Annotated in this window: 16 protein-coding genes; all 16 read left to right on the top strand. The window is 72.6% G+C overall.

Features of this window, described 5'->3' with window-relative positions; all coding sequences use genetic code 11:
- Window positions 1–68: 68 nt before the first annotated feature.
- Complete coding sequence (locus ACIPW5_RS38500) at window positions 69–1,136, top strand: AAA family ATPase (RefSeq protein ID WP_401255764.1); 1,068 nt, start codon at window positions 69–71, stop codon at window positions 1,134–1,136.
- Window positions 1,133–5,155 (top strand): SAV_2336 N-terminal domain-related protein, encoded by a 4,023-nt coding sequence (locus ACIPW5_RS38495; RefSeq protein ID WP_401255762.1) that lies wholly within the window; start codon window positions 1,133–1,135, stop codon window positions 5,153–5,155. Before ACIPW5_RS38500 ends, ACIPW5_RS38495 begins: the two co-directional genes overlap by 4 nt.
- A gap of 46 nt (window positions 5,156–5,201) precedes the next feature.
- Window positions 5,202–5,942, top strand: coding sequence for a tyrosine-protein phosphatase (locus ACIPW5_RS38490; RefSeq protein ID WP_401255759.1), 741 nt, complete (start codon window positions 5,202–5,204; stop codon window positions 5,940–5,942).
- Window positions 5,943–6,273: 331 nt separating this feature from the next.
- A complete protein-coding gene (gene fusA, locus ACIPW5_RS38485; protein ID WP_401255756.1) occupies window positions 6,274–8,331 on the top strand; it encodes an elongation factor G in 2,058 nt (685 codons plus the stop codon).
- Between the two features lie 146 nt (window positions 8,332–8,477).
- The gene (locus ACIPW5_RS38480; RefSeq protein WP_401255753.1) at window positions 8,478–9,926 is read left to right on the top strand and encodes an MFS transporter; all 1,449 of its coding nucleotides are present in this window, start codon (window positions 8,478–8,480) and stop codon (window positions 9,924–9,926) included.
- 169 nt (window positions 9,927–10,095) lie between these two features.
- Entirely contained in the window at window positions 10,096–11,265 is a 1,170-nt protein-coding gene (locus ACIPW5_RS38475; protein ID WP_401255750.1) for a trans-sulfuration enzyme family protein, read from the top strand.
- A 102-nt stretch (window positions 11,266–11,367) separates the two neighbouring features.
- The gene (locus ACIPW5_RS38470; protein ID WP_401255747.1) at window positions 11,368–11,874 is read left to right on the top strand and encodes a MaoC family dehydratase; all 507 of its coding nucleotides are present in this window, start codon (window positions 11,368–11,370) and stop codon (window positions 11,872–11,874) included.
- Window positions 11,875–11,929: 55 nt separating this feature from the next.
- A complete protein-coding gene (locus ACIPW5_RS38465) occupies window positions 11,930–12,769 on the top strand; it encodes a class I SAM-dependent methyltransferase (RefSeq protein WP_401255745.1) in 840 nt (279 codons plus the stop codon).
- A complete protein-coding gene (locus ACIPW5_RS38460) occupies window positions 12,766–13,812 on the top strand; it encodes a class I SAM-dependent methyltransferase (RefSeq protein WP_401255742.1) in 1,047 nt (348 codons plus the stop codon). The genes ACIPW5_RS38465 and ACIPW5_RS38460 overlap by 4 nt, the downstream gene beginning before the upstream one ends.
- A 78-nt stretch (window positions 13,813–13,890) precedes the next feature.
- Window positions 13,891–14,784, top strand: coding sequence for a diiron oxygenase (locus tag ACIPW5_RS38455; protein ID WP_401255739.1), 894 nt, complete (start codon window positions 13,891–13,893; stop codon window positions 14,782–14,784).
- Window positions 14,785–14,816: 32 nt separating this feature from the next.
- Complete coding sequence (locus ACIPW5_RS38450; protein WP_401255736.1) at window positions 14,817–15,686, top strand: hypothetical protein; 870 nt, start codon at window positions 14,817–14,819, stop codon at window positions 15,684–15,686.
- A gap of 1 nt (window position 15,687) precedes the next feature.
- Window positions 15,688–16,458: a holo-ACP synthase gene (gene acpS, locus ACIPW5_RS38445; protein WP_401255733.1), complete on the top strand. Its 771-nt coding sequence runs from the start codon at window positions 15,688–15,690 to the stop codon at window positions 16,456–16,458.
- On the top strand, window positions 16,455–17,663 hold the full coding sequence (gene metK / locus ACIPW5_RS38440) for a methionine adenosyltransferase (RefSeq protein WP_401255730.1): 1,209 nt from the start codon (window positions 16,455–16,457) through the stop codon (window positions 17,661–17,663). Before acpS ends, metK begins: the two co-directional genes overlap by 4 nt.
- A 1-nt stretch (window position 17,664) precedes the next feature.
- Complete coding sequence (locus ACIPW5_RS38435; protein ID WP_401255727.1) at window positions 17,665–18,648, top strand: carbohydrate kinase family protein; 984 nt, start codon at window positions 17,665–17,667, stop codon at window positions 18,646–18,648.
- Window positions 18,645–22,103 (top strand): methionine synthase, encoded by a 3,459-nt coding sequence (gene metH / locus ACIPW5_RS38430; RefSeq protein WP_401255724.1) that lies wholly within the window; start codon window positions 18,645–18,647, stop codon window positions 22,101–22,103. The genes ACIPW5_RS38435 and metH overlap by 4 nt, the downstream gene beginning before the upstream one ends.
- 35 nt (window positions 22,104–22,138) lie before the next feature.
- Window positions 22,139–23,115 (top strand): adenosylhomocysteinase (locus ACIPW5_RS38425; RefSeq protein WP_401255721.1); only part of this gene is annotated, 977 nt, incomplete at its 3' end.

The raw sequence follows: 23,115 nt of genomic DNA, 5'->3' as shown, positions 1-23,115 counted from the left end.
CCGCCCACGACGCCCGAGACCCGGCCCGCCACGGGCCCCGACCCGAACGCACCACCCGCGAACACACGATGGAGGCACAGGCAGTGGCGAAGGACTGGTGGCTGTACCGGGGCGCGGGCCCCGGCGAGGAGCGCCGCACCCGGCTGGAAGCCGGAACCCCGCCGCCCTGGCGGGACTTCACCGGCGAACCCGACCCCTCCTACCGGCCGCCCGGCCGCACCGGCGAAGCCTGGGAACGCACCCGCCGGCGCGGCGAGGGCTACGTCCCGGACGAGCCGGAGACGGACGTGGTCAACACCGCCCTGCACCTGCGCCGGCCCCTGCTGATCACCGGCAAGCCCGGCGTCGGCAAGTCCACCCTCGCCTACAGCATCGCCGCCGACCTGGCCCTGGGCCCCGTACTGCACTGGCCGATCACCAGCCGCACCGTGCTGCGCGACGGCCTCTACCTCTACGACGCCATCGGCCGGCTCCAGGAGGCCGGACTGGAACAGGTCCGCGTCCCCGGCGCCCGCCCCGCCGAGCCCCCGGCAGCGGTGCCCTCCATCGCCCGCTACCTGCGCCTCGGGCCGCTCGGCACCGCCCTGCTCCCGCAGCGCAGGCCCCGCGTCCTGCTCATCGACGAGATCGACAAGAGCGACATCGACCTGCCCGGCGACCTCCTCACCGTCTTCGAGGACGGCGGCTTCCCCATCCCCGAACTGGCCCGCCTCGCCAAGGAGCAGCCCACCGTCGCCATCGGCACCGAAGACGACCCCGACGCGGGCGTGGCCGTCACCCAGGGCCGCGTCCAGTGCAGCTACTTCCCCGTCGTGGTCCTCACCAGCAACGGCGAACGCGACTTCCCGCCCGCCTTCCTGCGCCGCTGCGTCCGCCTCCACCTGGAGGCACCCGGGCCGGAGAAACTCGCCCGCATCGTGCGCGGACGGCTCGGCGTCGACATCACCGGCGCCGGCGCCGCCGAGTACCAGGACCTCGTCCGGAGCTTCCTCGAACGCGCCGAGGACGGCGACCTGGCCACCGACCAGCTGCTGAACGCCATCCAGCTGCGACTGGCCGGAGCCTGGCCGGCCCCCGCCGACCGCGACCGCTTCCTCGCCACCGTCATGCAGCACCTCACCGGGCCCACCGCGTGATCGAGAGGCTGCTCGCCGCGTTCGCCGAAGGCGCCGAGGACGGCGGGGCACCCCGTACCGCCGTCGGCCCCGAGGAGATCGCCGACATCCTCTGGCTGGCCGCCCGCGTGGACCCGGCCGCCGCCGCGTCCCGGGACGCGGCCGCGGCGCCGGACCGGCCGGAGCCGGCCGGGGCGCCACCGTCCCCCGTTCCCACCGGCCCGGCCGGCCCCGCCCGGTCCGGCCCGCCCGGCGCCGGGGCCGTGCAGCTCTTCCCCGCCGTCCAGGGCGCGCCCGAGCAGCCCCCCGGCCCCGGCCCCGGCGCGCCCGGCCCCGCCGCCGGAGCGCCCGCGCGGCGCGGCGTACCGCTGCGGCTGCCCCGCACCGCCTCCCTCGACGACCCGCTCGCCCTGATGCGGTCGCTGCGCCCCGTGGGACGCCGCTCCATCGGCGGGCCGGGGGAGGAGCTGGACGAGCAGCTCACCGTGGAACGCAGCATCGAGGCGAGGGTCCCCACCCCGGTGCTGCGCCCCGCCGAGAGCCGCTGGCTCGACCTGGCCCTCGTCGTCGACACCCACCCCTCGATGCTGCTGTGGGCCGACCTGGTGGACGAACTGCGCGGGGTGTTCACCCGCAGCGGCGTCTTCCGCGACGTCCGCACCTGGCAGCTCACCGGCACCGGCCCCGGCGGCACCCCGATGCTCGCCCGGGGCCCCGACGGCCCGCCCCGCAACCCGATGGAACTCGTCGACCCCGCCGGGCGGCGGCTGATCCTCCTCGTCTCCGACACCGTCGCCGGGGGCTGGCAGGAGACCCCGCTGCTGCGCGTGCTGCGGCACTGGAGCACCCACAACGCCGTGGCCGTGCTGAACGTCCTGCCCGAACGGCTGTGGACCCGGGGGGCGGTGCGGCCCGTGCCGTTCGCCGTCCGCTCCGACCGGCCCGCCGCCGCCACCCGCTCCTGGCAGCGGGTGCCCGCCGCCCGGCGGGCGCGGGGCGGCGGGCCCGTGGTCCCGGTGGTGGGGCTCGCGTCCGGCAGCCTCGCCCGGCTCGTGCGGACGGTGTCCGGGGACGGGCGCTGGCGCCGCCTCGCCTGCCTGCGCCTGGACGCCGCCCCCGCCCCCGGCACGGCCCCGCCGCGCCGGGACACCACCGCGCTGGAGGCGGTCGAGCGGTTCCGGGCGAGCGCCTCCCCGACCGCCCAGCAGCTCGCCGCCCACCTGGCCGCCGTACCGCTCACGCTGCCCGTGATGACCCTCGTACGACGCTCCCTGCTGCGGGACTCCGAGCACGGGCACCTGGCGGAGGTGGCCCTCGGGGGGCTGTTCGCCCCGTGGGAGGGGCGGCAGCGGCCGGAGGCGGCGGAGTTCGACTTCCTGCCGGGGGTACGGGAGGTGCTGCTCGGCTCCCAGCTGCGCGGGGACGTCGCGGCGGTACGGGAACTCGTGCGGCGCCGGGTCTGGGAGTACATGTACCGCCACCGGGGCACCGGCCCCGACTTCTCCGCGACCCGGGTCACGACGGGCACGGAGGGCCGCCGCAGGGTCCCGGCGGGGGCCCTGCCGTTCGCCGAGCGGCCGGCGGTGGAAGGGTCGTTCGAGGTCCGGCTGCCCGACCGGCGCGGGGTGCGGGACGCGGTCGTCCAGGTCCGCTTCGAGCCGCTGGCGGAGCCGCGCGAGGTGGGCACCCTGCTGGGCCCCCGTCTGGTGCTGACCGTCGGCGACGTGGAGCAGCCCCGGGACGCCGTCGCCTGGGTGCGGGGGGCGGACGGCAGGGAGGTCGTCTGCCGGCCCGTGTGGTGGGACGGGGCGAGCCCCCGGGTGCTGCTGCTGGAGGGCGAGGCGGACCTGGCGGACCCGCGGCGGTTCGTTCCTCCGGGCTGGGGGGCGCCGTCGGCGGACCAGGAAGCGGAGGCCGTCGTGGACGGCTTCGAGGAGGTCGGCGCCCGGCGCGCCTTCTTCGGCCACGTGCTGCTGTCCGGCGGCGCCCGCAACGGCGAACTGCTCCGGTTCCCCGTCGAGCTGGGGGACTGGCACCAGTTCCGGGGTGCCCCGGTCTCCCGCGACGGCGGGCTGATCGGCATCGTGCACACGGTCCGCCCCGACCGGATGGTCTTCCTGACGGCCGAGGCCCTGCTCGCGCAGGACGGCTTCCGGGAGGCGCTGGGTGAGCGGAGACACGGGACCGGGGTCCGTCTGGCGGTGCGGGTCGGCGGGGGTTCCGGCGCCTCTGCGGAGCTGGGCGCCATCCTGCTGAGGGAGATGGCGGACGGCCGGGTGACCGGGGGGATGCAGAGCGACCTGCGGTTCTCGTTCTCCGGGGCGGGTGCCTACGGCGGGGCCGGGTCCGTACTGGCGGCGCTGCCCCGGGCCCTGGCCCAGCTGGGCGACGGGCAGCCGGAGGGGCTGAGGCCGCCGCTCGTCGTGGCTCTGGCGACCGGAGAACCCGAGGACCCGGCGGAGGATCCCGACGCGATCCTCGGCAGCCCCGTGATCACGGACCTGCTGGCGTCCGGTGGCCCCGGGCACGCGCAGCGTCTCGTGGCCGTGGTCTCCCCGTCGCTGCGCGAGGAGCTCCACGATCTCGTCGGCCCGCTGGCGCTGCGCCCCCTCCTGCCGATGGCGGAGGAGGACGGGGGATGGTTCCTCACCGCGGCGTCCGGCCGGCTGGCGGAGGTGCTGGCGGACGCGGAGGCGTACCGGCTGGAGGAGTCCGCCTGGCCCCGGTGCGGCTTCGGCGCCACCGACGAGGGCCCCGCAGGGTGCATCGGCATCAGGGTGACGGACCGCCGGAGCTGCTTGGCCCACCTGCCGCGTTCCGAGCAGGACGCCTACCTGGGCACCCTGGAGCCCGCCTCGTCCGTCGACTTCCGGGGGACCACCTTCGAGGGGGGCCTGCTGGGGAGGGTCCTGGACGCGCTGCGGGATCCGCGGACGGGGTCGGTCGTGCTGGACTCGGCCGCCTTCGCGAGGGCGTGCTTCAAGGACGACTGGGCGGCGGGGGATGCCGTCTTCAACGGCGAAACCGACTTCACCCGGGCCGTGTTCGAGGGCGCGGCGGCCTTCGCCGCGGCGACCTTCGGCTGGGACGTGTCCTTCGAACGTGTCGTCTTCAGGGAGGTGGCGGGCTTCGAAGGGGCCACCTTCGCGAGCGCCGTCTCCTTCGACCGCGCCGTCTTCGAGCAGGCGGCGGCGTTCGACGACGTCACCTTCGAGGCGCCGGTCTCCTTCGACCGCGCCGTTTTCGCGGGAGTGGCGCAGTTCGCCCGGGGCACCTGCGACGGGGACGTCTCGTTCGGGCGCGCCGTCATGGAGGGGGCGGCCGTGTTCGACGGGATGGAGCTGCGGGCGGGGGCGGACTTCGACCGGGTCACCTTCAAGGGGACTGCGTCGCTCGGCGACTGCCTTTTCCGGGGACCGGTTTCCTTCGCACGCGTCGTGTGCGAGGGGGTGTTCTCGGCGATCGGCACCCGCTTCGCGCGCGAGGCGGACTTCGAGTCCATGGTCTGCCAGGCGGTGGCGGAGTTCCGTGGCACCCGTTTCAACGGACCGGCCGCCTTCGCCGGTGTCCTCTTTCACGGCACGACGGTGTTCGACACGACCTGGTTCGGCGAGAGGGCGGGCTTCGAGGGCGTCGTCTTCCAGGGCTCGGTACTGATCAAGAGCAGCGTGTACGCGGAGTCGGTCACCTTCGACGGAGCCGTGTTCGAGGGCAGCCTCGAGTGGCTCGACTCGAAAACGGAGACGGCGCGCGGCAGCTTCGCCGGAGCGGTCTTCCAGGGCTCGGCACACTTCCTGCGGGGCGAGTTCACCGGCGACACCTCCTTCGACGGGGCCGTCGTCGAACGCGCCGTCACCTTCGAGGACTGCGACTTCCGGGCCGGCCTCTCCCTGGCCGACGTCGTCGTCGAGGGGCAGGTCACGTTCACCGAGGTCACCCTCGCCCGGCCCCTCCGCCTCCCAGGCGGCTGGACCGCCGTGGAGGCGGACAGGGTGTGGGAGATCACCTCCCCCCAGCGCCCGGAACCCGGCGGAGCCTGAGGCATTCTGGCCAGGTCAGAGCCAATGCCCGTCCCAGGAGCACCAGTTGACCCAGACCGCCGGCCCCCGCCACATCCCCTTCGACCGCCTCCACAACTTCCGCGACCTGGGCGGCTACCGCTCCGCCGACGGCCGGACCGTCCGGTGGGGGGTCCTGTACCGGGCCGACTCCCTCGGGAAGCTGAGCGGCGCCGACTGGGACCGCTTCCTCGGGCTCGGCGTCCGGACCGTCATCGACCTGCGCTACCCCTGGGAGATCGAGGCCAAGGGCCGGATACCGGAGCCGGAGCGCTTCGCGTACGCCAACCTGAGCATCGAGCACCGCCCCTACGACCAGGCCGAGATCGACCCCGCCCTCGACCCCTGGCGCTACCTCGCCGACCGCTTCGCGGAGGTCGCCGAGGACGGGGTGGAGGAGATCCGGGGCGCCATCGAGCTGATCGCCGACGGGCCCGGCCCCGCCGTGTTCCACTGCACCTCCGGCAAGGACCGCACCGGCCTGATCGCCGCCCTGGTCCTGACCCTGCTCGACGTGCCCGAGGAGGAGGTCCTGGCCGACTTCGCCCTCACCGAGCTCGCCACCGGCCGCCTCACCGCCGACTGGCACGCCGCCCACCCGGGCCGCACCCTGCGCTGGCCCGCGTACGGCCGCGCCCCGGCCACCGTCATGGAGCTGGTCCTCGCCGACCTGACGGCCCGATACGGGTCCCCGTCCGCGTACCTCACCGAGGCCGTCGGCATCACCCCGCAGACCACGGCCCGGCTGCGGGAGCGCCTCCTCGTCTGAAGCCGCGCCAGGAAAACCAGGTGCCCCGGCCGGCACGCGCCGCCTACAGTCGCGGTGCGCGCCGCCGCCAGGGCCGTGCGCACCGATGCCGAGCGAAGAGAAGGGGAACCGGGCCATGCGTACGCACCGCACCGCCGCCGTCGTTCCCCCCTGCCGGTACGACGTGATCCCGGTGTCCCGCAGCGCGCGGTAGCAGCCGCGCGGCTGTCACCGTACGCCCGTGACGCACCCCTGAAGACGGAACCCCGCCGGCCCTGCCGCGGGGTGGCCCGCTCGCGTCCCGGGAATCGCGCCGCCCTCTTCCCTCCCAGGCATCCGAAAGGCCCGGGCCATGCGCACCGACCGCACCCACACCCATACCCACACCGACAACGCGACCGCCGCCGTGCGGAACATCGGCATCCTCGCCCACGTGGACGCCGGCAAGACCACCGTCACCGAGCGGATCCTCTTCGCCACCGGCACCATCCACAAGCGCGGCGAGGTCCACGAGGGCAACACCGTCACCGACTACGACCCCCAGGAACGCGACCGCGGCATCACCATCTTCGCCGCGGCCGTGAGCTGCGCCTGGGACGGGCACCGGGTCAACCTGATCGACACCCCGGGGCACGTGGACTTCGCCGACGAGGTCGAGCGTTCCCTGCGGGTGCTCGACGGGGCGGTCGCGGTGTTCGACGCCGTCGCCGGGGTCGAGTCGCAGAGCGAGTCCGTGTGGCGGCAGGCGGACCGGCACGGCGTGCCGAGGATCGCCTTCGTCAACAAGCTGGACCGGGCGGGCGCGGACCTCGACACGGCCGTCGCCTCCATCAGGGAGCGGCTCGGCGCGGTTCCGCTGGTCGTGCAGCTGCCGGTCGGGCGGGAGGACGGCTTCACCGGCGTCGTCGACCTGCTGCGGATGCGCGCCCTGGTCTGGGGTGCCGCCGACGGCTCGTACGCGACGCTGCCGGTTCCCGGACCGCTGGCGGAGGAGGCGCGGCGCAGGCGCCGGGAGCTGGAGGAGGCGGTGGCCGAGCTGCACGCGGAGGCCCTGGAGGAGTTCTGCGCCGGTGCCGGGCTGAGCGGGGCGACGCTGGTGCGGGCGCTGCGCGAGCTGACCCTCGCCGGGGACGGCGTGGTCGTGCTGTGCGGTTCCGCGTACCGCAACCGGGGCATCGAGCCGCTGCTCGACGCCGTGGTGGCGTACCTGCCGGCGCCGGTCGACATGCCGCCGGTGCGGGAGCGGGCCGCAGACCCGGCGGAGCCGCTGGCCGCGCTCGCCTTCAAGGTGACGGCGACGGCGACCGGTCGGCTCACCTACCTGCGGGTCTACGCGGGGACCCTGCGCAAGGGAGACTCCGTACTGGACCCGGCGACGGGCCGGACGGAACGCGTCGGACGGATCCTGCGGGTGCAGGCCGACCGGCACGAGGAGCGGGAGGAGGCGGTGGCCGGTGACATCGTCGCCGTCGTCGGACTGAAGGCGGCGCGGGCGGGCACCAGCCTGTGCGCGCCGGAGGCGCCGCTGCTGCTCGAACCGCCCGTGGTGGCGGACCCGGTGGTGTCGGTCGCGGTCGAGGCGGGCCGCGGTACGGACACCGGGCGGCTCGCCGCCGCGCTGGCCCGGCTCGCCGAGGAGGACCCCTCCCTGGTGGTGCGGACCGGCGCGGAGACCGGGCAGACCGTGCTGTCGGGGCTGGGCGAGCTGCACCTAGAGGTGGCGGTGGAGAAGGTCCGCCGGCTGCACGGGGTGGAGATCGCGGTGGGCCGGCCGCGGGTCTCCTACCGGGAGACCGTCGTGCGCGGGGTGGCCGGCTTCGTGTACCGGCACGTCAAACAGGACGGCGGCGCGGGCCAGTTCGCGCACGTCGTGCTCGACGTGGAGCCGCTGGAGGAACCCGGTTTCGAGTTCCGTTCGGCGGTCACGGGCGGCCGGGTCCCGCAGGAGTACGCGCGGGCCGTGGAGGCCGGCTGCCGTGACGCCCTCGCCGAGGGGCCGCTCGGCGGGCACCCGGTGACGGGGCTCCGGGTGGTCCTGACCGACGGGGCGACCCACTCCAAGGACTCCTCGGAGATGGCGTTCCGGGCGGCGGGCCGGTTCGCGCTGCGCGACGCCCTGCGGGTCTGCGCGGTGGAGCTGCTGGAGCCGGTCGCGGAGGTCACCGTGACCGTTCCGGACGACGGTGTCGGCGCGGTCCTCGGGGACCTCGCCGCCCGCCGTGGCCGGGTCACGGGCTCGGCCGGGCAGGCCGGGACCACGGTGGTCACGGCGACGGTGCCGCTGGCCGAGCTGTTCGGGTACGCGTCCCGGCTGCGCGGCCGCACCCAGGGCCGGGGCGGCTTCACCAGCCGTCCGGCGGGCCTGGCTCCCGTCCCCGCGGCGGTGGCCGCCACGGTGACGGGGCGTTAGCACACCTCGTCAGGGCCCCGTCCCGGCTTCGGCCGGGGCGGGGCCCTTCCGCGTTCCGACACCGCTCTTACATACCCCCCATGGGTATGCTACGTTGCTACGCGAAGGTACCCCCCAGGGGTATATGGCAGAGGAGGGTCAGGGCAATGTCAACCGTCAATCCCCGGCGCTGGTGGGCACTTGGCGTGCTTGCCGCCGCTCAGTTCATGGTCATCATGGACACCTCGATCATCGGGGTGGCACTCCCCGAGATGCAGAAGGACCTGGGCTTCTCCCAGGGCGAGCTCCAGTGGGTCTTCAACGCCTACGTGATCGTCTTCGGCGGCTTACTGCTGCTCGGCGGGCGCCTCTCCGACCTGTTCGGGGCCCGCAAGATCTTCGCCACCGGCTGGGTGGTCATGATCGTGGGTTCGGTGCTCGCGGCCGCCGCGCAGAGCGCCTCGGTGGAGATCGCCGGCCGCGCCGTCCAGGGAGTCGGCGGCGCGCTGATCGCGCCCTCGGCGATGACGCTGCTGATGATCCTCTTCGGGCACAACCCCAAGGAACTCGGCAAGGCGATGGCCCTCTACGGCGCCGCCGCCCCCGCCGGCGGTACGGCGGGCGTGTTCCTCGGCGGCGTGTTCACCGAATGGGTGAGCTGGCCGTGGGTCTTCATCATCTACGTCCCGATCGGCGTCGCGACCCTCGCCGCCACCAAGCTGCTGCCGGCCGTCCAGCCCCGCCGCGGCTCCGTCGACGTCCTCGGCGCCGTCGCCGTCACCGCCGGACTCGCGCTCGCCGTGTTCGCCGTCGTCCGGGCCCCCGAGGTCGGCTGGGGCGCCACCGCGACCGTGCTGGAGCTGATCGGCGCGGCGGTCCTGCTCGCCCTGTTCTTCGTGATCCAGAAGACGGTCCGCGAGCCGCTCATGCCGCTCAGCGTGTGGCGGATCCCGCGCCTGGGCTCGGCCAACCTCGCCATGACGCTGCTCGGCGCCGCCTGGATCCCGATGTGGTACTTCCTCAACCTGTACCTCCAGCAGGTGCTGAACTACGGCGCCTTCGCCTCCGGCGCGGCGCTGCTGCCCATGACGGTGCTGCTGATGATCTTCATGACGGCCATCACCGCCCGCCTCATGGGCCGCTTCGGGGCCAAGCCGCTGATCGTCACCGGTCTGCTCGCCCTCGCCGCCGGGCTGGTCTGGCTGGCCGCCGTCGAGCCGACCGGCACCTTCCTCGTCGACGTCCTGCCCGCCTCGCTCGTCGCCGCGCTCGGCATGGCGCTCGCCTACATCCCGGCGATGATCGCCGCGATGTCCGGCGCCCCGCAGGAGCAGGCCGGCCTCGCCTCCGGCATCGTCAACACCACCTACAACGTGGGCTCCGCCCTCGGCCTGGCCGCGCTGACGGCGCTCGCCACCACCCAGGGCGCCGGTGAGCTGGGCAACCTGCCCGCCCTCACCGACGGGTTCAGTGCCGCCTTCATCGGCGCCGCGGTCATCGCCGCCGCCGGCGCGGTGATCACCCTGCTCGTGATGAAGGGCGACAAGTCCGCCGCCCAGGCCGCGGCTCCCGCCGCCGACGCCCCGGCGTCGCGCAGCGAGACGGCGGGGGTGTGACGGACGGGGGACCGCCCGCACGCACCCGAGGGGCCGCCCGACGTCCGCACCCGGACGTCGGGCGGCCCCTTTTCCCGTACCGGGAGGCCGCTGCCCGGCCCGGGCCTCCGCCCCCGCCGTACCCGTACCCGTACCCGCACCTGCACCCGCACCCGAAGGAGACGCCCCGATGAAGGACATCCGCACCCGCGCCGTGCACGTGGCCCACGAGCTCGAAGTCCCCGCGAGCCGGCCGCTGTCCGTACCGCTCGTCCAGTCCTCCGCCTTCGCCTTCGACTCCGCCGACGCACTGGCGCGGGCCATGGAGGGCCCCGACGGCGATTACGTCTACAGCCGCCGCGGCAACCCCACCGTGCGCGCCCTGGAGCGCACCGTCGCCGGACTGGAGGGCGGCGCCTCGGCCATCGCCTTCGCCTCCGGGATGGGCGCCATCAGCGGGGTGCTGCTCGCCCTGCTGCGCCCCGGCGACCAGGTGATCGCGCAGCGCTGCCTGTACGGGGGGACGTACGCGGCGCTGAGCGACCTGAAGGAGCGCTACGGCGTGCGCGTCGACCACATCGGCGGTGACGACGCCCGGGAGTTCGAGGCGCTCGCCGGACCGCGCACCCGGCTGCTGGTGCTGGAGACCATAGCCAACCCCACCGGTCAGGTTCCCGACCTGCCCGGCCTGCTGGCGGCCGCCCGGCGCCTCGGGGTGACCAGCGCCGTGGACAACTCCCTGGCCTCGCCCGTGCTGTGCCGGCCGATCGAGCACGGCGCCGACATCGTGCTCCACTCCACCACCAAGTACCTCGCCGGGCACTCCGACGTACTGGGCGGCGCGGCCGTCTTCGCGGACGACGCCCTGCGCCGGGAGGTGTGGCCGCGCACGGTCGAACTCGGCGCAAGCCCCGACCCGTTCGCCGTCTGGCTGACGCTGCGCGGGATCGCCACGCTGCCGCTGCGGATGCGCGAGCACTGCGCCAACGCGGGGCTGCTGGCGCAGCGGCTGGCGGCCCATCCCGCGGTGGCGGCCGTCCACTGGCCGTGGCTGGGAACGCACCCCTCGTACGCGATGGCCCGCAAGGTGCTCTCCGGCGGCGGCGGGCTGCTCTCCTTCGACCTGCACGGCGGCCGCGCGGCGGGCCGGGCCTTCGTCGAGGGGGTGCGGCTCGCGCGGCTCGCCCTGTCCCTGGGCGGCGTGGAGACGCTGGTCACCCACCCTGCCAGCACCTCCCACCGGGAGCTGGACGAGGAGGCGTTGGCGCGCGCCGGGATCGGTCCGGGCCTCGTGCGGATGTCGGTCGGCATCGAGGACCCCGAGGACATCTGGCAGGACGTGGAACAGGCGCTGCGATAGAACAGGCAGGGCGGTCTTCTTTTGGGTTGACAAAATAATCGGCTGATTCGTAGATTGGTTCACGCCAGAGAAACCACTCCTCTCCGTCAAGGGGGTTGCGTGATGCGCTACTTCGAGGACTTCCGGACCGGTGACGTCCACGAACTGGGCACCGTCACCGTCACGACGGAGGAGGTGCTGGAGTTCGGCCGGCGCTTCGACCCGCAGCCCTTCCACACGGATCCGGCGCTCGCCGCACAGACCCCGTTCGGCGGCCTGATCGCCAGCGGCTGGCACAGCGCCTCGATGTTCATGCGCCGCTACGTCGACGGGCTCCTCGCCTACAGCGCCTGTACCGGTTCCCCCGGCGTCGACGAGATCCGCTACCTGCGGCCCGTCCGCCCCGGGGACGTGCTCACGGCGCGCGTCGAGATCCTGGGCTCGCGCCCCTCGCCGTTCAACCCGCGCACCGGCGTCGTCCAGCCCAAGTGCACGCTGGCCGACGCCGACGGGAACGTCGTCTTCAGCATGGTCCTGCACAGCATCTTCGAGCGGCGGCCCGCCGAGTGCGCCGCACCGCACCCCGCCGCCGCCGAGGACCCGGTCGTCCGCGTGCGCTCCCTGGCCTGACCCGAGCCCGAGGGTCCGACCCTTTCCCCTGCCCGACGAGTGAAGGGAGCCTCCCGTGGAGGCCGTATCCCGCACCGCCCAGTGGACCGCCGCCGCGCGCGCCCTGGAAACCGAGCGCGAGGACCGGCTGTTCGCCGACCCGTACGCGCGCACCGTCGCCGACACCATCGGCTTCGACCTGCTGGAACGTTACGCCGGCGCCGGCACCGTGCCGTTCCTCGCCATCCGCACCACCTACCTGGACCGGCAGATCGTCCGCACCGTCCAGGAGACCGGCATCCGCCAGGTCGTGTTCCTCGCCGCCGGCATGGACACCCGCTTCTACCGGCTGCCGTGGCCCGACGGCGTCACCGTCTACGAACTCGACCGGCCCGCCCTCCTGGAGGCGAAGGCCGAGATGCTCGCCGACGAGCCGGACCCGGCCGGACGCACCCGCGTCACCGTCCCCGTCGACCTCACCCAGGACTGGACGGGCCCCCTCCGGGAAGCCGGCTGGCGCTCCGACCGGCCCGTGCTGTGGGTCGTCGAGGGCCTGCTCTTCTTCCTCCCCGAGGACGCCGTACGCGGCCTCATCTCCACCCTGGCCGGCCAGTCCGCGCCCGGATCGGTCCTGCTCGGCGACGTCATCAGCAAGGCCGCCCTGCAGAACCCGCTGTCCCGGCCCTTCCTCAACTCCCTCGAAGAGGACGGCAACCCGTGGCTCTTCGGCACGGAGACCCCCGAGGACCTCCTCGCCGAATGCGGCTGGGAGGTGCGCGAGGTGCGCCAGCCCGGCGAGGACGGCGCCGACTTCGGCCGCTGGCCCTACCCGGTGCCCGCCCGCAGCGTCCCGCGCGTCCCGCGCTCCTTCCTGTTCACCTGTGACCTCCCGACCGCCGAGGTGAAGGCAGCATGACCGCCGTCAACGACTTCCACCAGCGCGTCATCAGCGACGCCGGCGCCGCCGTACGCGGCCTGACCGTCGCCCTCGGCGAACGCCTCGGCCTGTACCGGGCACTCGCCGAAGCCGGCCCGCTGACCCCCGCCCAGCTCGCCGCGCGCACCGGGATCAACACCCGCTACGCCGAGGAGTGGCTGCACGCCCAGCTGAGCGCCGGCTACGTGGAGCGCCACCCGAGCGCCGGCACGTACACGCTGCCCGCCGACCACGCCCCCGTGCTCGCCGACCCCACCGCGGTCACCTTCGCCGCCGGGTTCTTCACCGCCCTCAAGGCCCTCTACGGCACCGAGGACCTCCTCGTCGACGCCTACCGCACCGGCGACGGCGTCGGCTGGGCCGAGCACGACCCGGCCCTCGACACCGGCATGGGCAGCTTCTTCCAGCCCACCTACGAGCACCGCCTCGTCCCCGAATGGCTGCCCGCCCTCACCGGGGTCACCGGCAAACTGGCCGCCGGCGGCACCGTCGCCGACGTCGGCTGCGGCGTCGGCCACACCACCCTGCTGATCGCCAAGGCCTTCCCGCAGGCGACCGTCCACGGCTTCGACTACTCCGAAGAGGCCATCTCGATCGCCCGCGGGCTCGCCGACGAGGCCGGGCTCTCCGACCGCGTCGTCTTCGAGGTCGCCTCCGCCGACGACTACCCCGGCACCGGCTACGACCTCGTCACCTTCTTCAACGCCCTGCACGACATGGGCGACCCGGTCTCCGCGGCCCGGCACGTCCACAAGTCCCTGGACGCGGACGGCACCTGGATGCTCGTCGAGTCGAACGTCTCGCCCGACGACATCGACACCCAGACCCCGGCCGCCCGCATGTTCATGGCCCTCTCCGCCGTCATGTGCCTGCCCGTCGCCGTCGCCCAGCGGGGCCCCCACGCCCTCGGGAACCACTCCGGCGAGAAGGCCTTCCGCGGCATCGCCGAAGAGGCCGGCTTCACCCGCTGGCGCCGCGCGACCGAGACCCCGGTCAACGCCGTCTACGAAGTCCGGCCGTAGGGACCGCCGCACCCGGCCCGCGCCGCCGAGGGGACGCCACGGCGTCCCCGGCACCACCACACACCCCGAGGAGTCACCATGGGCGTCACCGCCCCCCTGCCGGTCACCGACCGCTTCCTTGAAGTCCTGGAACGGCTCAGCCACCGCTCCATCGAGGAGTACTACAACCCCTACCAGCAGTTCGACTGGCCCGAGAAGCTCGACGAGGGCCGCATGTGGATGACCCCCGAGCTGCTCACCGTCTACGGAACCCCCTTCTACGAGGAGCTCGGCGAGGACACCCTCCGGCGCCTCTCCAAGTGGGAGAGCATCAACTTCTACAGCCTCAACGTGCACGGCATCCGCGAACTGCTCATCGAGGTCGTCGGACGCATCCACATGCCCGGCTTCGAGGTGCCCTCGGACTTCTTCCACCACTTCATCGGTGAGGAGAACGAGCACATGTGGTTCTTCGCCGAGTTCTGCCGCCGCTACGGCGACAAGATCTACGGATCCACCGCCCTGCGCGCCGACTCCGCCTGGGAGCCGGAGGTGGAGAACTTCCTGGTCTTCGCCCGCATCCTGTTCTTCGAGGAGCTCGTCGACCACTACAACACGCGGATGGCGCGGGACGAGGACCTCTGCCACACCATCCGCGAGGTCAACCGCATCCACCACCAGGACGAGTCCCGGCACATCGCCTTCGGCCGCGAACTGGTCTCCCTCCTCTTCGAGCGGATGCGCCAGGCCGTCCCCGCCGCCCGCGTCGCCGAGGTCGAGGCGTACCTCAAGCGGTACGTGGTCTACAGCCTCAACTCCCTCTACAACCCGCACGTCTACCGCGACGCCGGCATCGCCGACCCGGTGGGCCTGCGCAACGCACTGGTCGCCGACGAGCGCCGCCGGCCCTTCGAGCGCAAGACCATCCGCAAGCCGCTCGGATTCTTCCTGAAGACCGGGATCTTCACGGACGACGTCCTGCCCGTCGTCTGAGGGTCCCACCGCCGTCCGAGAGGTGACTCCCCATGACCGCCATGACCACCGCCGCCACCGCCACCGCCACCGAGACCAGGGGCCTGCCGTCCCTCGGGCCCGAGGGCACCGCCCTGCTGCGGCTGCTCGACGACACGTTCGAGAGCTGGGGCGTCCAGGCCGGCGCCCGCTCGATGACCATGCCGCCGCTGCTGCCGGCCGCCGACCTGGCCCGGCTGGACTACTACGACAACTTCCCCCACCAGGCCGTCGTCGCCGCCCCGCTGAACCTGGACGTCCGGGACACCAGCGAGTTCTGTGCCGACACCGGCTGTTTCCCCTGTGACGCACTGGAACCGGCCGCCCTCGGCCTGCCGTCCGCGTCCTGCTACGCCGTCTACATCGACCACCAGGGCCGCCCGGCCGCCGACGACGAACTCGTCACCGTGGTCGGCTGGTGCTTCCGCAAGGAGGCCCACTACGAAGGACTGCGCCGCCAGCTCGGCTTCCGCATGCGGGAGATCGTCGCCATCGGCACCCGCGAGCACGCCGAAGCGCACCTGGCCACCTTCACCCGGCGGATCAACGCCTTCGCCGAGGCCCTGGACCTCCCGCTGAGCCGCGAGGCCGCCTGCGACCCCTTCTTCGACAAGGGCAGCTCCAAGGCCGTCCTCCAGCGCCTGACCCCGGTCAAGCACGAGTTCCTGTACGAGGACCTCGCCATCGCCTCGGTCAACACCCACCGCAACTTCTTCGGCGACCGGTGCGAGATCCCCCTCGCCTCCGGCGGCGGCCCCGCCTTCACCAGCTGCGTCGCCTTCGGCCTGGAGCGCTGGCTGTCCGCGCTCACCCGCCGCCACGGCAGCTGGGGAGCGGCCACCGCCGCGGTCCTGCGCGCGAACGCGGCCGGGCCGGCGATCTGAGGTGCCGACCCGACCCGTCGCCGCCCCGCCGGCGGGCGGCCTGGGCTGGGCGAACCTCGGCATGGACATCGTGTCCGTCACCCGTGTCCGCCGGCTCCTGCGCCTCTACGGCGAGGACTTCTTCCAGCGCATGCTCACCCCCGGCGAACTCGCCGACTGCCGTACCTCCGCCAAGCTCGACGTACTGAGCCTGTGCGGGCGGATCGCCGCCAAGGAGGCGGCGTTCAAGACCCTGCGCGTCCGCGCCGTGTTCCTGCCCTGGCGGGACATCATCGTGCGGCGCTCCGAAGGCGGCTGGCCGCTCGTGGAACTCCACCGGTCCGCCGCCGAGATGGCCGAGCGGTCCGGCATCGCCGGGATCACCGTCACCATCAGCCACGACGTGGACTACGCGGTGGCGGTCGCCGCCCCCGTACTGGACCCGCACGCCGTCCCGGAACCCCTCCCGGAGCCTGGCCCCGCCCCGGAGCCCGCACCCGCGCCCCCCACCCCACCCGTACACAGCACTTCAAGGAGAGACACCATGTCCGACGGTCTGCAGCTCGTGAAGAACTGGCTCCTCGCCCGCCACGAGGAGCTCGACGACATCGCCGGCGACCTCGACCTCATCGAGACCCGGCTGATCGACTCCCTGTCCTTCGTCGAGTTCGTCTTCCTGCTGGAGCAGCACAGCGGCCGCGCCATCCAGCTGGAGACCCTGGAGGTCGACGAGATCCGCACCCTCGACGCCATCCGCACCCACTTCTTCGGCGCCGAGGCGGTCCAGGCATGAGCAAGCGGCTGTTCACCTCGGAGTCCGTCACCGAGGGCCACCCCGACAAGATCGCCGACCGGATCAGCGACACCATCCTCGACGCGCTCCTGCGCGAGGACCCGGCCTCCCGAGTCGCCGTCGAGACCCTCATCACCACCGGTCAGGTCCACATCGCCGGAGAGGTCACCACGACGGCCTACGCGCCGATCGCCGAACTCGTCCGCGGAGCCATCCTCGACATCGGCTACGACTCGTCCAAGAAGGGCTTCGACGGCGCCTCCTGCGGCGTGTCGGTGTCCATCGGCGCCCAGTCCCCGGACATCGCCCAGGGCGTGGACACGGCGTACGAGCAGCGCGTCGAGGGCGAGGGCGACGAGCTCGACAAGCAGGGCGCCGGCGACCAGGGCCTGATGTTCGGCTACGCCTGCGATGAGACGCCCGAGCTGATGCCGCTGCCGATCCACCTCGCGCACCGCCTCGCGCGCCGGCTGACCGAGGTCCGCAAGGACGGGAAGATCCCGTACCTGCGCCCCGACGGCAAGACGCAGGTCACCATCGAGTACGACGGCGCCAAGGCCGTCCGCCTCGACACGGTCGTGGTCTCCACCCAGCACGCCGCCGACATCGACCTCGACGCGCTCCTCACCCCGGACGTCCGCGAGTTCGTCGTCGAGCACGTGCTCGCGCAGCTGGCCGAGGACGGCATCAAGCTGGACACCGAGGGCTACCGCCTGCTGGTGAACCCGACCGGCCGCTTCGAGATCGGCGGCCCGATGGGCGACGCCGGCCTGACCGGCCGCAAGATCATCATCGACACGTACGGCGGCATGGCCCGCCACGGCGGCGGCGCCTTCTCCGGCAAGGACCCGTCGAAGGTGGACCGCTCGGCCGCGTACGCGATGCGCTGGGTCGCCAAGAACGTGGTCGCCGCCGGCCTGGCCGCGCGCTGCGAGGTCCAGGTCGCCTACGCCATCGGCAAGGCCGAGCCCGTCGGCCTCTTCGTCGAGACCTTCGGCACCGGCACCCTGCCCGACCAGCGGATCCAGGAAGCCGTCTCCGAGGTCTTCGACCTCCGCCCCGCCGCGATCGTCCGCGACCTCGACCTGCTCCGGCCCATCTACGCCCAGACCGCCGCGTACGGCCACTTCGGCCGCGAGCTGCCGGACTTCACCTGGGAGCGCACCGACCGGGTGCACGCGCTGCGCAAGGCAGCCGGGGTCTGACATGCGCATCGCTGTCACCGGATCCATCGCGACCGATCACCTGATGACCTTCCCCGGCCGGTTCGCGGACCAGCTGCTCGCGGACCGGCTGGACCGGGTCTCCCTGTCGTTCCTCGCCGACAGCCTGGAAGTGCGTCGGGGCGGGGTGGCGGCGAACATCGCGTTCGGACTGGGCGTACTGGGACTGCGCCCGTCACTGGTGGGCGCGGTGGGCGGGGACTTCGAGCCGTACCGGGTGTGGCTCAAGGACCACGGGGTGGACACCGACTCCGTACGGGTGAGCGACACCCGCCACACCGCCCGCTTCGTCTGCACCACCGACCGGGAGCAGAACCAGATCGCGACCTTCTACGCGGGCGCGATGGCCGAAGCCCGGGAGATCGACCTGCGGGAGGTCTTCGCCCGCAGCGGCCGGCCCGACCTGGTCCTGATCTCCCCGGACGATCCCGAGGCCATGCTCCGCCACACCCGGGGCTGCCGCGAGCTCGGCGTCCCCTTCGCCTCCGACCCCTCCCAGCAGCTGGCCCGGCTCGGCCGGGACGAAGTACGGGAACTCGTCGAGGGCGCACAGCGGCTGTTCACCAACGAGTACGAGTCCGCCCTGCTGTGCGAGCGCTCCGGACTCACCGAGGAGCAGGTCCTCGCCCGCGTCGGCTCCTGGGTCACCACGCGCGGAGAGGACGGCGTACGGATCCGCACGGCGGACCGCGAACCCCTCACCGTGCCCGCGGTGCCGGTCGCGGACGTCGTCGACCCGACCGGCGTCGGCGACGCCTTCCGGGCCGGATTCCTCGCCGGCACGGCCTGGGGCGTCCCCGAGCAGGACGCGGCCCGGCTGGGCTGTGCGGTCGCCGCGACCGTCCTCGACCACAGCGGCACCCAGGAGTACCGCCTGGAGCGGGAACCCCTGCTGGCCCGGCTCCGCACCGCGTACGGCCCGGCCACCGCGACGGCACTGTCCACACACCTGGAGGCCCTGGAATGAGACGGCCACTGTGGGAGGAACTCGCGACGCGCGTCGTCGTCGCGGACGGCGCCATGGGCACGATGCTCCAGGAGGCCGACCCCTCCCTGGACGACTTCCTCGGACTGGAGGGCTGCAACGAGGTCCTCAACCTCACCCGCCCCGACATCGTCCGCTCCGTCCACGACGCGTACTTCGCGGTCGGCGTGGACTGCGTCGAGACCAACACCTTCGGCAGCAACCTCTCCGCGCTCGCCGAGTACGGCATCGAGGAGAAGGTCTACGAACTCTCCGAGGCCGGAGCCCGCATCGCCCGCGAGTCGGCGGACGCGCACACCGCCCGCGACGGCCGGCCCCGCTGGGTCCTCGGCTCCATGGGACCCGGCACCAAACTGCCCACCCTCGCGCACATCGGCTACGAGCCCCTGCGCGAGGCCTACCAGCAGAGCGCCGAGGGCCTGATCCGAGGCGGCGCGGACGCGCTGCTCGTGGAGACCACCCAGGACCTCCTGCAGACCAAGGCCGCCGTCATCGGCGCGCGGCGGGCCCTGGACTGGTGCGGGATGGGACACCTCCCGCTGATCGTGCAGGTCACCGTGGAGGCGACCGGGACGATGCTGCTGGGTTCGGAGATCGGGGCGGCGCTGACGGCGCTGGAGCCGCTCGGGATCGACATGATCGGTCTGAACTGTGCGACCGGTCCGGCGGAGATGAGCGAGCACTTGCGCTACCTCGCCCGCAACGCCCGCATCCCGCTCTCCTGCATGCCGAACGCGGGCCTGCCGGTGCTGACCAAGCAGGGCGCGCACTACCCGCTGTCCGCGGCCGAGCTGGCGGACGCGCAGGAGACCTTCGTCCGCGACTACGGGCTGTCGCTCGTCGGCGGCTGCTGCGGCACCACCCCCGAGCACCTGCGCCAGGTGGTGGAGCGGGTCCGGGGGGTGGGAGTGGTGCCGCGTACGCCTGCCCCCGAGCCGGGTGCGGCGTCGTTGTACCAGACGGTGCCGTTCCGGCAGGACACCTCGTACATGGCGATCGGTGAGCGGACGAACGCGAACGGGTCGAAGAAGTTCCGTGAGGCGATGCTGGACGCCCGCTGGGACGACTGTGTGGAGATGGCACGGGACCAGATCCGTGAGGGCGCGCACATGCTCGACCTGTGCGTGGACTACGTGGGCCGTGACGGTGTCGCGGACATGCAGGAGCTGGCCGGCCGGTTCGCGACGGCGTCGACGCTTCCGATCGTGCTGGACTCGACCGAGGTTCCGGTGATCCAGGCGGGTCTGGAGAAGCTGGGCGGGCGTGCGGTCATCAACTCCGTGAACTACGAGGACGGTGACGGGCCGGAGTCGCGTTTCGCGAAGGTGACGCGGCTGGCGCAGGAGCACGGTGCGGCGCTGATCGCGCTGACCATCGACGAGGAGGGCCAGGCCCGCACCGTCGAGCACAAGGTCGCCATCGCCGAACGCCTCATCGAGGACCTGACCTCCAACTGGGGGATCCGGGAGTCGGACATCCTGATCGACACCCTGACCTTCACGATCTGCACGGGTCAGGAGGAGTCCCGCAAGGACGGGATCGCGACGATCGAGTCGATCCGCGAGCTCAAGCGCCGCCACCCGGACGTGCAGACCACCCTCGGTCTGTCGAACATCTCCTTCGGCCTGAACCCGGCCGCCCGCATCCTCCTCAACTCCGTCTTCCTCGACGAGTGCGTCAAGGCGGGCCTGGACTCCGCCATCGTCCACGCGTCGAAGATTCTTCCCATTGCCCGGTTCGACGAGGAGCAGGTCACCACTGCCCTGGACCTGATCTACGACCGGCGTGAGGGTGACTACGACCCGCTGCAGAAGCTGATGGCCCTCTTCGAGGGCGTCAACACGAAGTCGATGAAGGCCGGCAAGACCGAGGAGCTCCTCGCGCTGCCGCTGGACGAGCGCCTCCAGCGCCGCATCATCGACGGGGAGAAGAACGGCCTGGAGGCCGACCTCGACGAGGCCCTCCAGGACCGCCCCGCCCTGGACATCGTCAACGACACCCTCCTGGAGGGGATGAAGGTCGTCGGTGAGCTGTTCGGGTCGGGGCAGATGCAGCTGCCGTTCGTCCTCCAGTCGGCGGAGGTGATGAAGACGGCGGTGGCTCATCTGGAGCCGCACATGGAGAAGTCGGACGCGGAGGGCAAGGGCACGATCGTGCTGGCCACGGTCCGCGGGGACGTCCATGACATCGGGAAGAACCTCGTCGACATCATCCTGACCAACAACGGCTACAACGTCGTGAACATCGGCATCAAGCAGCCGGTCTCGGCGATCCTGGAGGCGGCGCAGGAGCACAAGGCCGATGTGATCGGCATGTCGGGCCTGCTGGTGAAGTCGACGGTGATCATGAAGGAGAACCTGGAGGAGCTGAACCAGCGCAAGCTGGCGGCGGACTATCCGGTGATCCTCGGCGGTGCCGCCCTGACCCGCGCGTACGTGGAGCAGGACCTCCACGAGATCTACGAGGGCGAGGTCCGCTACGCGCGGGACGCGTTCGAGGGCCTGCGGCTGATGGACGCCCTCATCGCCGTCAAGCGCGGAGTCCCCGGCGCCGAACTCCCGCCCCTCAAGCAGCGCCGCGTCCCGCAGCGGGCGGCCGTCCTCGACGTGCGCGAGCCGGAGGAGACCGGCGGCCGTTCCGACGTGGCCGTCGACAACCCGGTACCCGAGCCTCCGTTCCTCGGTACCCGGGTCGTCAAGGGCATCCAGCTCAAGGAGTACGCGGGCTGGCTCGACGAGCAGGCGCTCTTCAAGGGCCAGTGGGGCCTCAAGGACGCGGGCTCCATCGAGACGGAGGGCCGGCCCCGGCTGCGCGGCTGGCTGGACCGGATGCACACCGAACGGCTCCTGGAAGCTGCGGTGGTCTACGGCTACTTCCCCTGCGTCTCCAAGGGGGACGACCTGATCGTCCTTGACGAGGACGGCGGGGAGCGGACCCGTTTCACCTTCCCGCGCCAGGGCCGTGGCCGCCGGCTGTGCCTCTCCGACTTCGTACGCCCGGACGACTCGGGCGAGGTCGACGTCGTCGGCCTCCAGGTGGTCACCGTCGGGTCGAGGATCGGCGAGGCCACCGCCAAGCTGTTCGAGTCCGACTCCTACCGCGAGTACCTGGAACTCCACGGCCTGTCCGTCCAGCTCGCCGAGGCCCTCGCCGAGTACTGGCACGCCCGGGTCCGCGCCGAACTGGGCATCGCCGGATCCGATCCGGCCGCCATGGACGGCATGTTCCGCACCGAGTACCAGGGCTGCCGCTACTCCCTCGGCTACCCGGCCTGCCCCGAACTGGCGGACCGGGCCAAGATCGCGGACCTGCTCCGGCCGGAGCGGATCGGCGTCCGGCTCTCCGAGGAGTTCCAGCTGCACCCCGAGCAGTCCACCGACGCCATCGTCATCCACCACCCCGAGGCCGGCTACTTCAATGCGGGAGGCCGCCGATGACCTCCGGCCCCGGACGAGTTCAAGGAGCACTTCCCATGTCTGACGGGTTCACGGACTTCAAGGTCGCCGACCTTTCCCTTGCCGCCTTCGGCCGCAAGGAGATCACCCTGGCCGAGCACGAGATGCCGGGTCTGATGTCGATCCGCAAGGAGTACGCGGAGTCGCAGCCGCTGGCCGGCGCCCGGATCACGGGCTCCCTGCACATGACCGTGCAGACCGCCGTCCTGATCGAGACCCTCGTCGCCCTCGGCGCGGAGGTCCGCTGGGTGTCCTGCAACATCTACTCGACGCAGGACCACGCCGCGGCGGCGATCGCGGCCGCCGGGATCCCGGTGTTCGCCTGGAAGGGCGAGACGCTGGAGGAGTACTGGTGGTGTACCGAGCAGGCGCTGACCTGGCCCGGCCACGCGGGCCCGAACATGATCCTGGACGACGGTGGTGACGCCACCCTCCTGGTCCACAAGGGCGTCGAGTTCGCGAAGGCCGGGGCCGTGCCCGACCCGTCGACGGCCGACAACGAGGAGATGGGCTTCGTCCTCGAACTGCTGCACCGCAGCACGCTGGACTGGACGCAGCTGGCGTCGGAGATCCGCGGTGTGACCGAGGAGACCACCACCGGTGTCCACCGCCTCTACGAGATGCACCAGGCCGGCGCCCTGCTCTTTCCGGCGATCAACGTGAACGACGCGGTGACGAAGTCGAAGTTCGACAACAAGTACGGCTGCCGCCACTCGCTGATCGACGGCATCAACCGTGCCACCGACGTGCTGATCGGCGGCAAGGTCGCGGTCGTGTTCGGTTACGGCGACGTCGGCAAGGGCTGTGCGGAGTCGCTGCGCGGCCAGGGCGCGCGTGTGATCGTGACGGAGATCGACCCGATCTGTGCGCTGCAGGCGGCGATGGACGGCTACCAGGTGGCGACGCTGGACGACGTGGTGGAGACGGCGGACATCTTCGTCACCACGACGGGCAACAAGGACATCATCATGGCCGCGGACATGGCCAAGATGAA

The sequence above is a fragment of the Streptomyces sp. NPDC090077 genome (assembly GCF_044747545.1).
Taxonomy (GTDB): Bacteria; Actinomycetota; Actinomycetes; order Streptomycetales; family Streptomycetaceae; genus Streptomyces.
Note: the sequence above shows the minus strand (reverse complement) of the source record. Positions and strands in the feature narration are given on the sequence as shown.

What these genes read in the sequence shown, in the direction of transcription:
- ACIPW5_RS38500 (WP_401255764.1), top strand. Translation starts at nt 69, where the DNA reads ATGGAGGCACAGGCAGTGGCGAAGGACTGGTGGCTGTACCGGGGCGCG.
- fusA (WP_401255756.1), top strand. Translation starts at nt 6,274, where the DNA reads ATGCGCACCGACCGCACCCACACCCATACCCACACCGACAACGCGACC.
- ACIPW5_RS38480 (WP_401255753.1), top strand. Translation starts at nt 8,478, where the DNA reads ATGTCAACCGTCAATCCCCGGCGCTGGTGGGCACTTGGCGTGCTTGCC.
- ACIPW5_RS38475 (WP_401255750.1), top strand. Translation starts at nt 10,096, where the DNA reads ATGAAGGACATCCGCACCCGCGCCGTGCACGTGGCCCACGAGCTCGAA.
- ACIPW5_RS38470 (WP_401255747.1), top strand. Translation starts at nt 11,368, where the DNA reads ATGCGCTACTTCGAGGACTTCCGGACCGGTGACGTCCACGAACTGGGC.
- ACIPW5_RS38460 (WP_401255742.1), top strand. Translation starts at nt 12,766, where the DNA reads ATGACCGCCGTCAACGACTTCCACCAGCGCGTCATCAGCGACGCCGGC.
- ACIPW5_RS38455 (WP_401255739.1), top strand. Translation starts at nt 13,891, where the DNA reads ATGGGCGTCACCGCCCCCCTGCCGGTCACCGACCGCTTCCTTGAAGTC.
- ACIPW5_RS38450 (WP_401255736.1), top strand. Translation starts at nt 14,817, where the DNA reads ATGACCGCCATGACCACCGCCGCCACCGCCACCGCCACCGAGACCAGG.
- metK (WP_401255730.1), top strand. Translation starts at nt 16,455, where the DNA reads ATGAGCAAGCGGCTGTTCACCTCGGAGTCCGTCACCGAGGGCCACCCC.
- ACIPW5_RS38435 (WP_401255727.1), top strand. Translation starts at nt 17,665, where the DNA reads ATGCGCATCGCTGTCACCGGATCCATCGCGACCGATCACCTGATGACC.
- metH (WP_401255724.1), top strand. Translation starts at nt 18,645, where the DNA reads ATGAGACGGCCACTGTGGGAGGAACTCGCGACGCGCGTCGTCGTCGCG.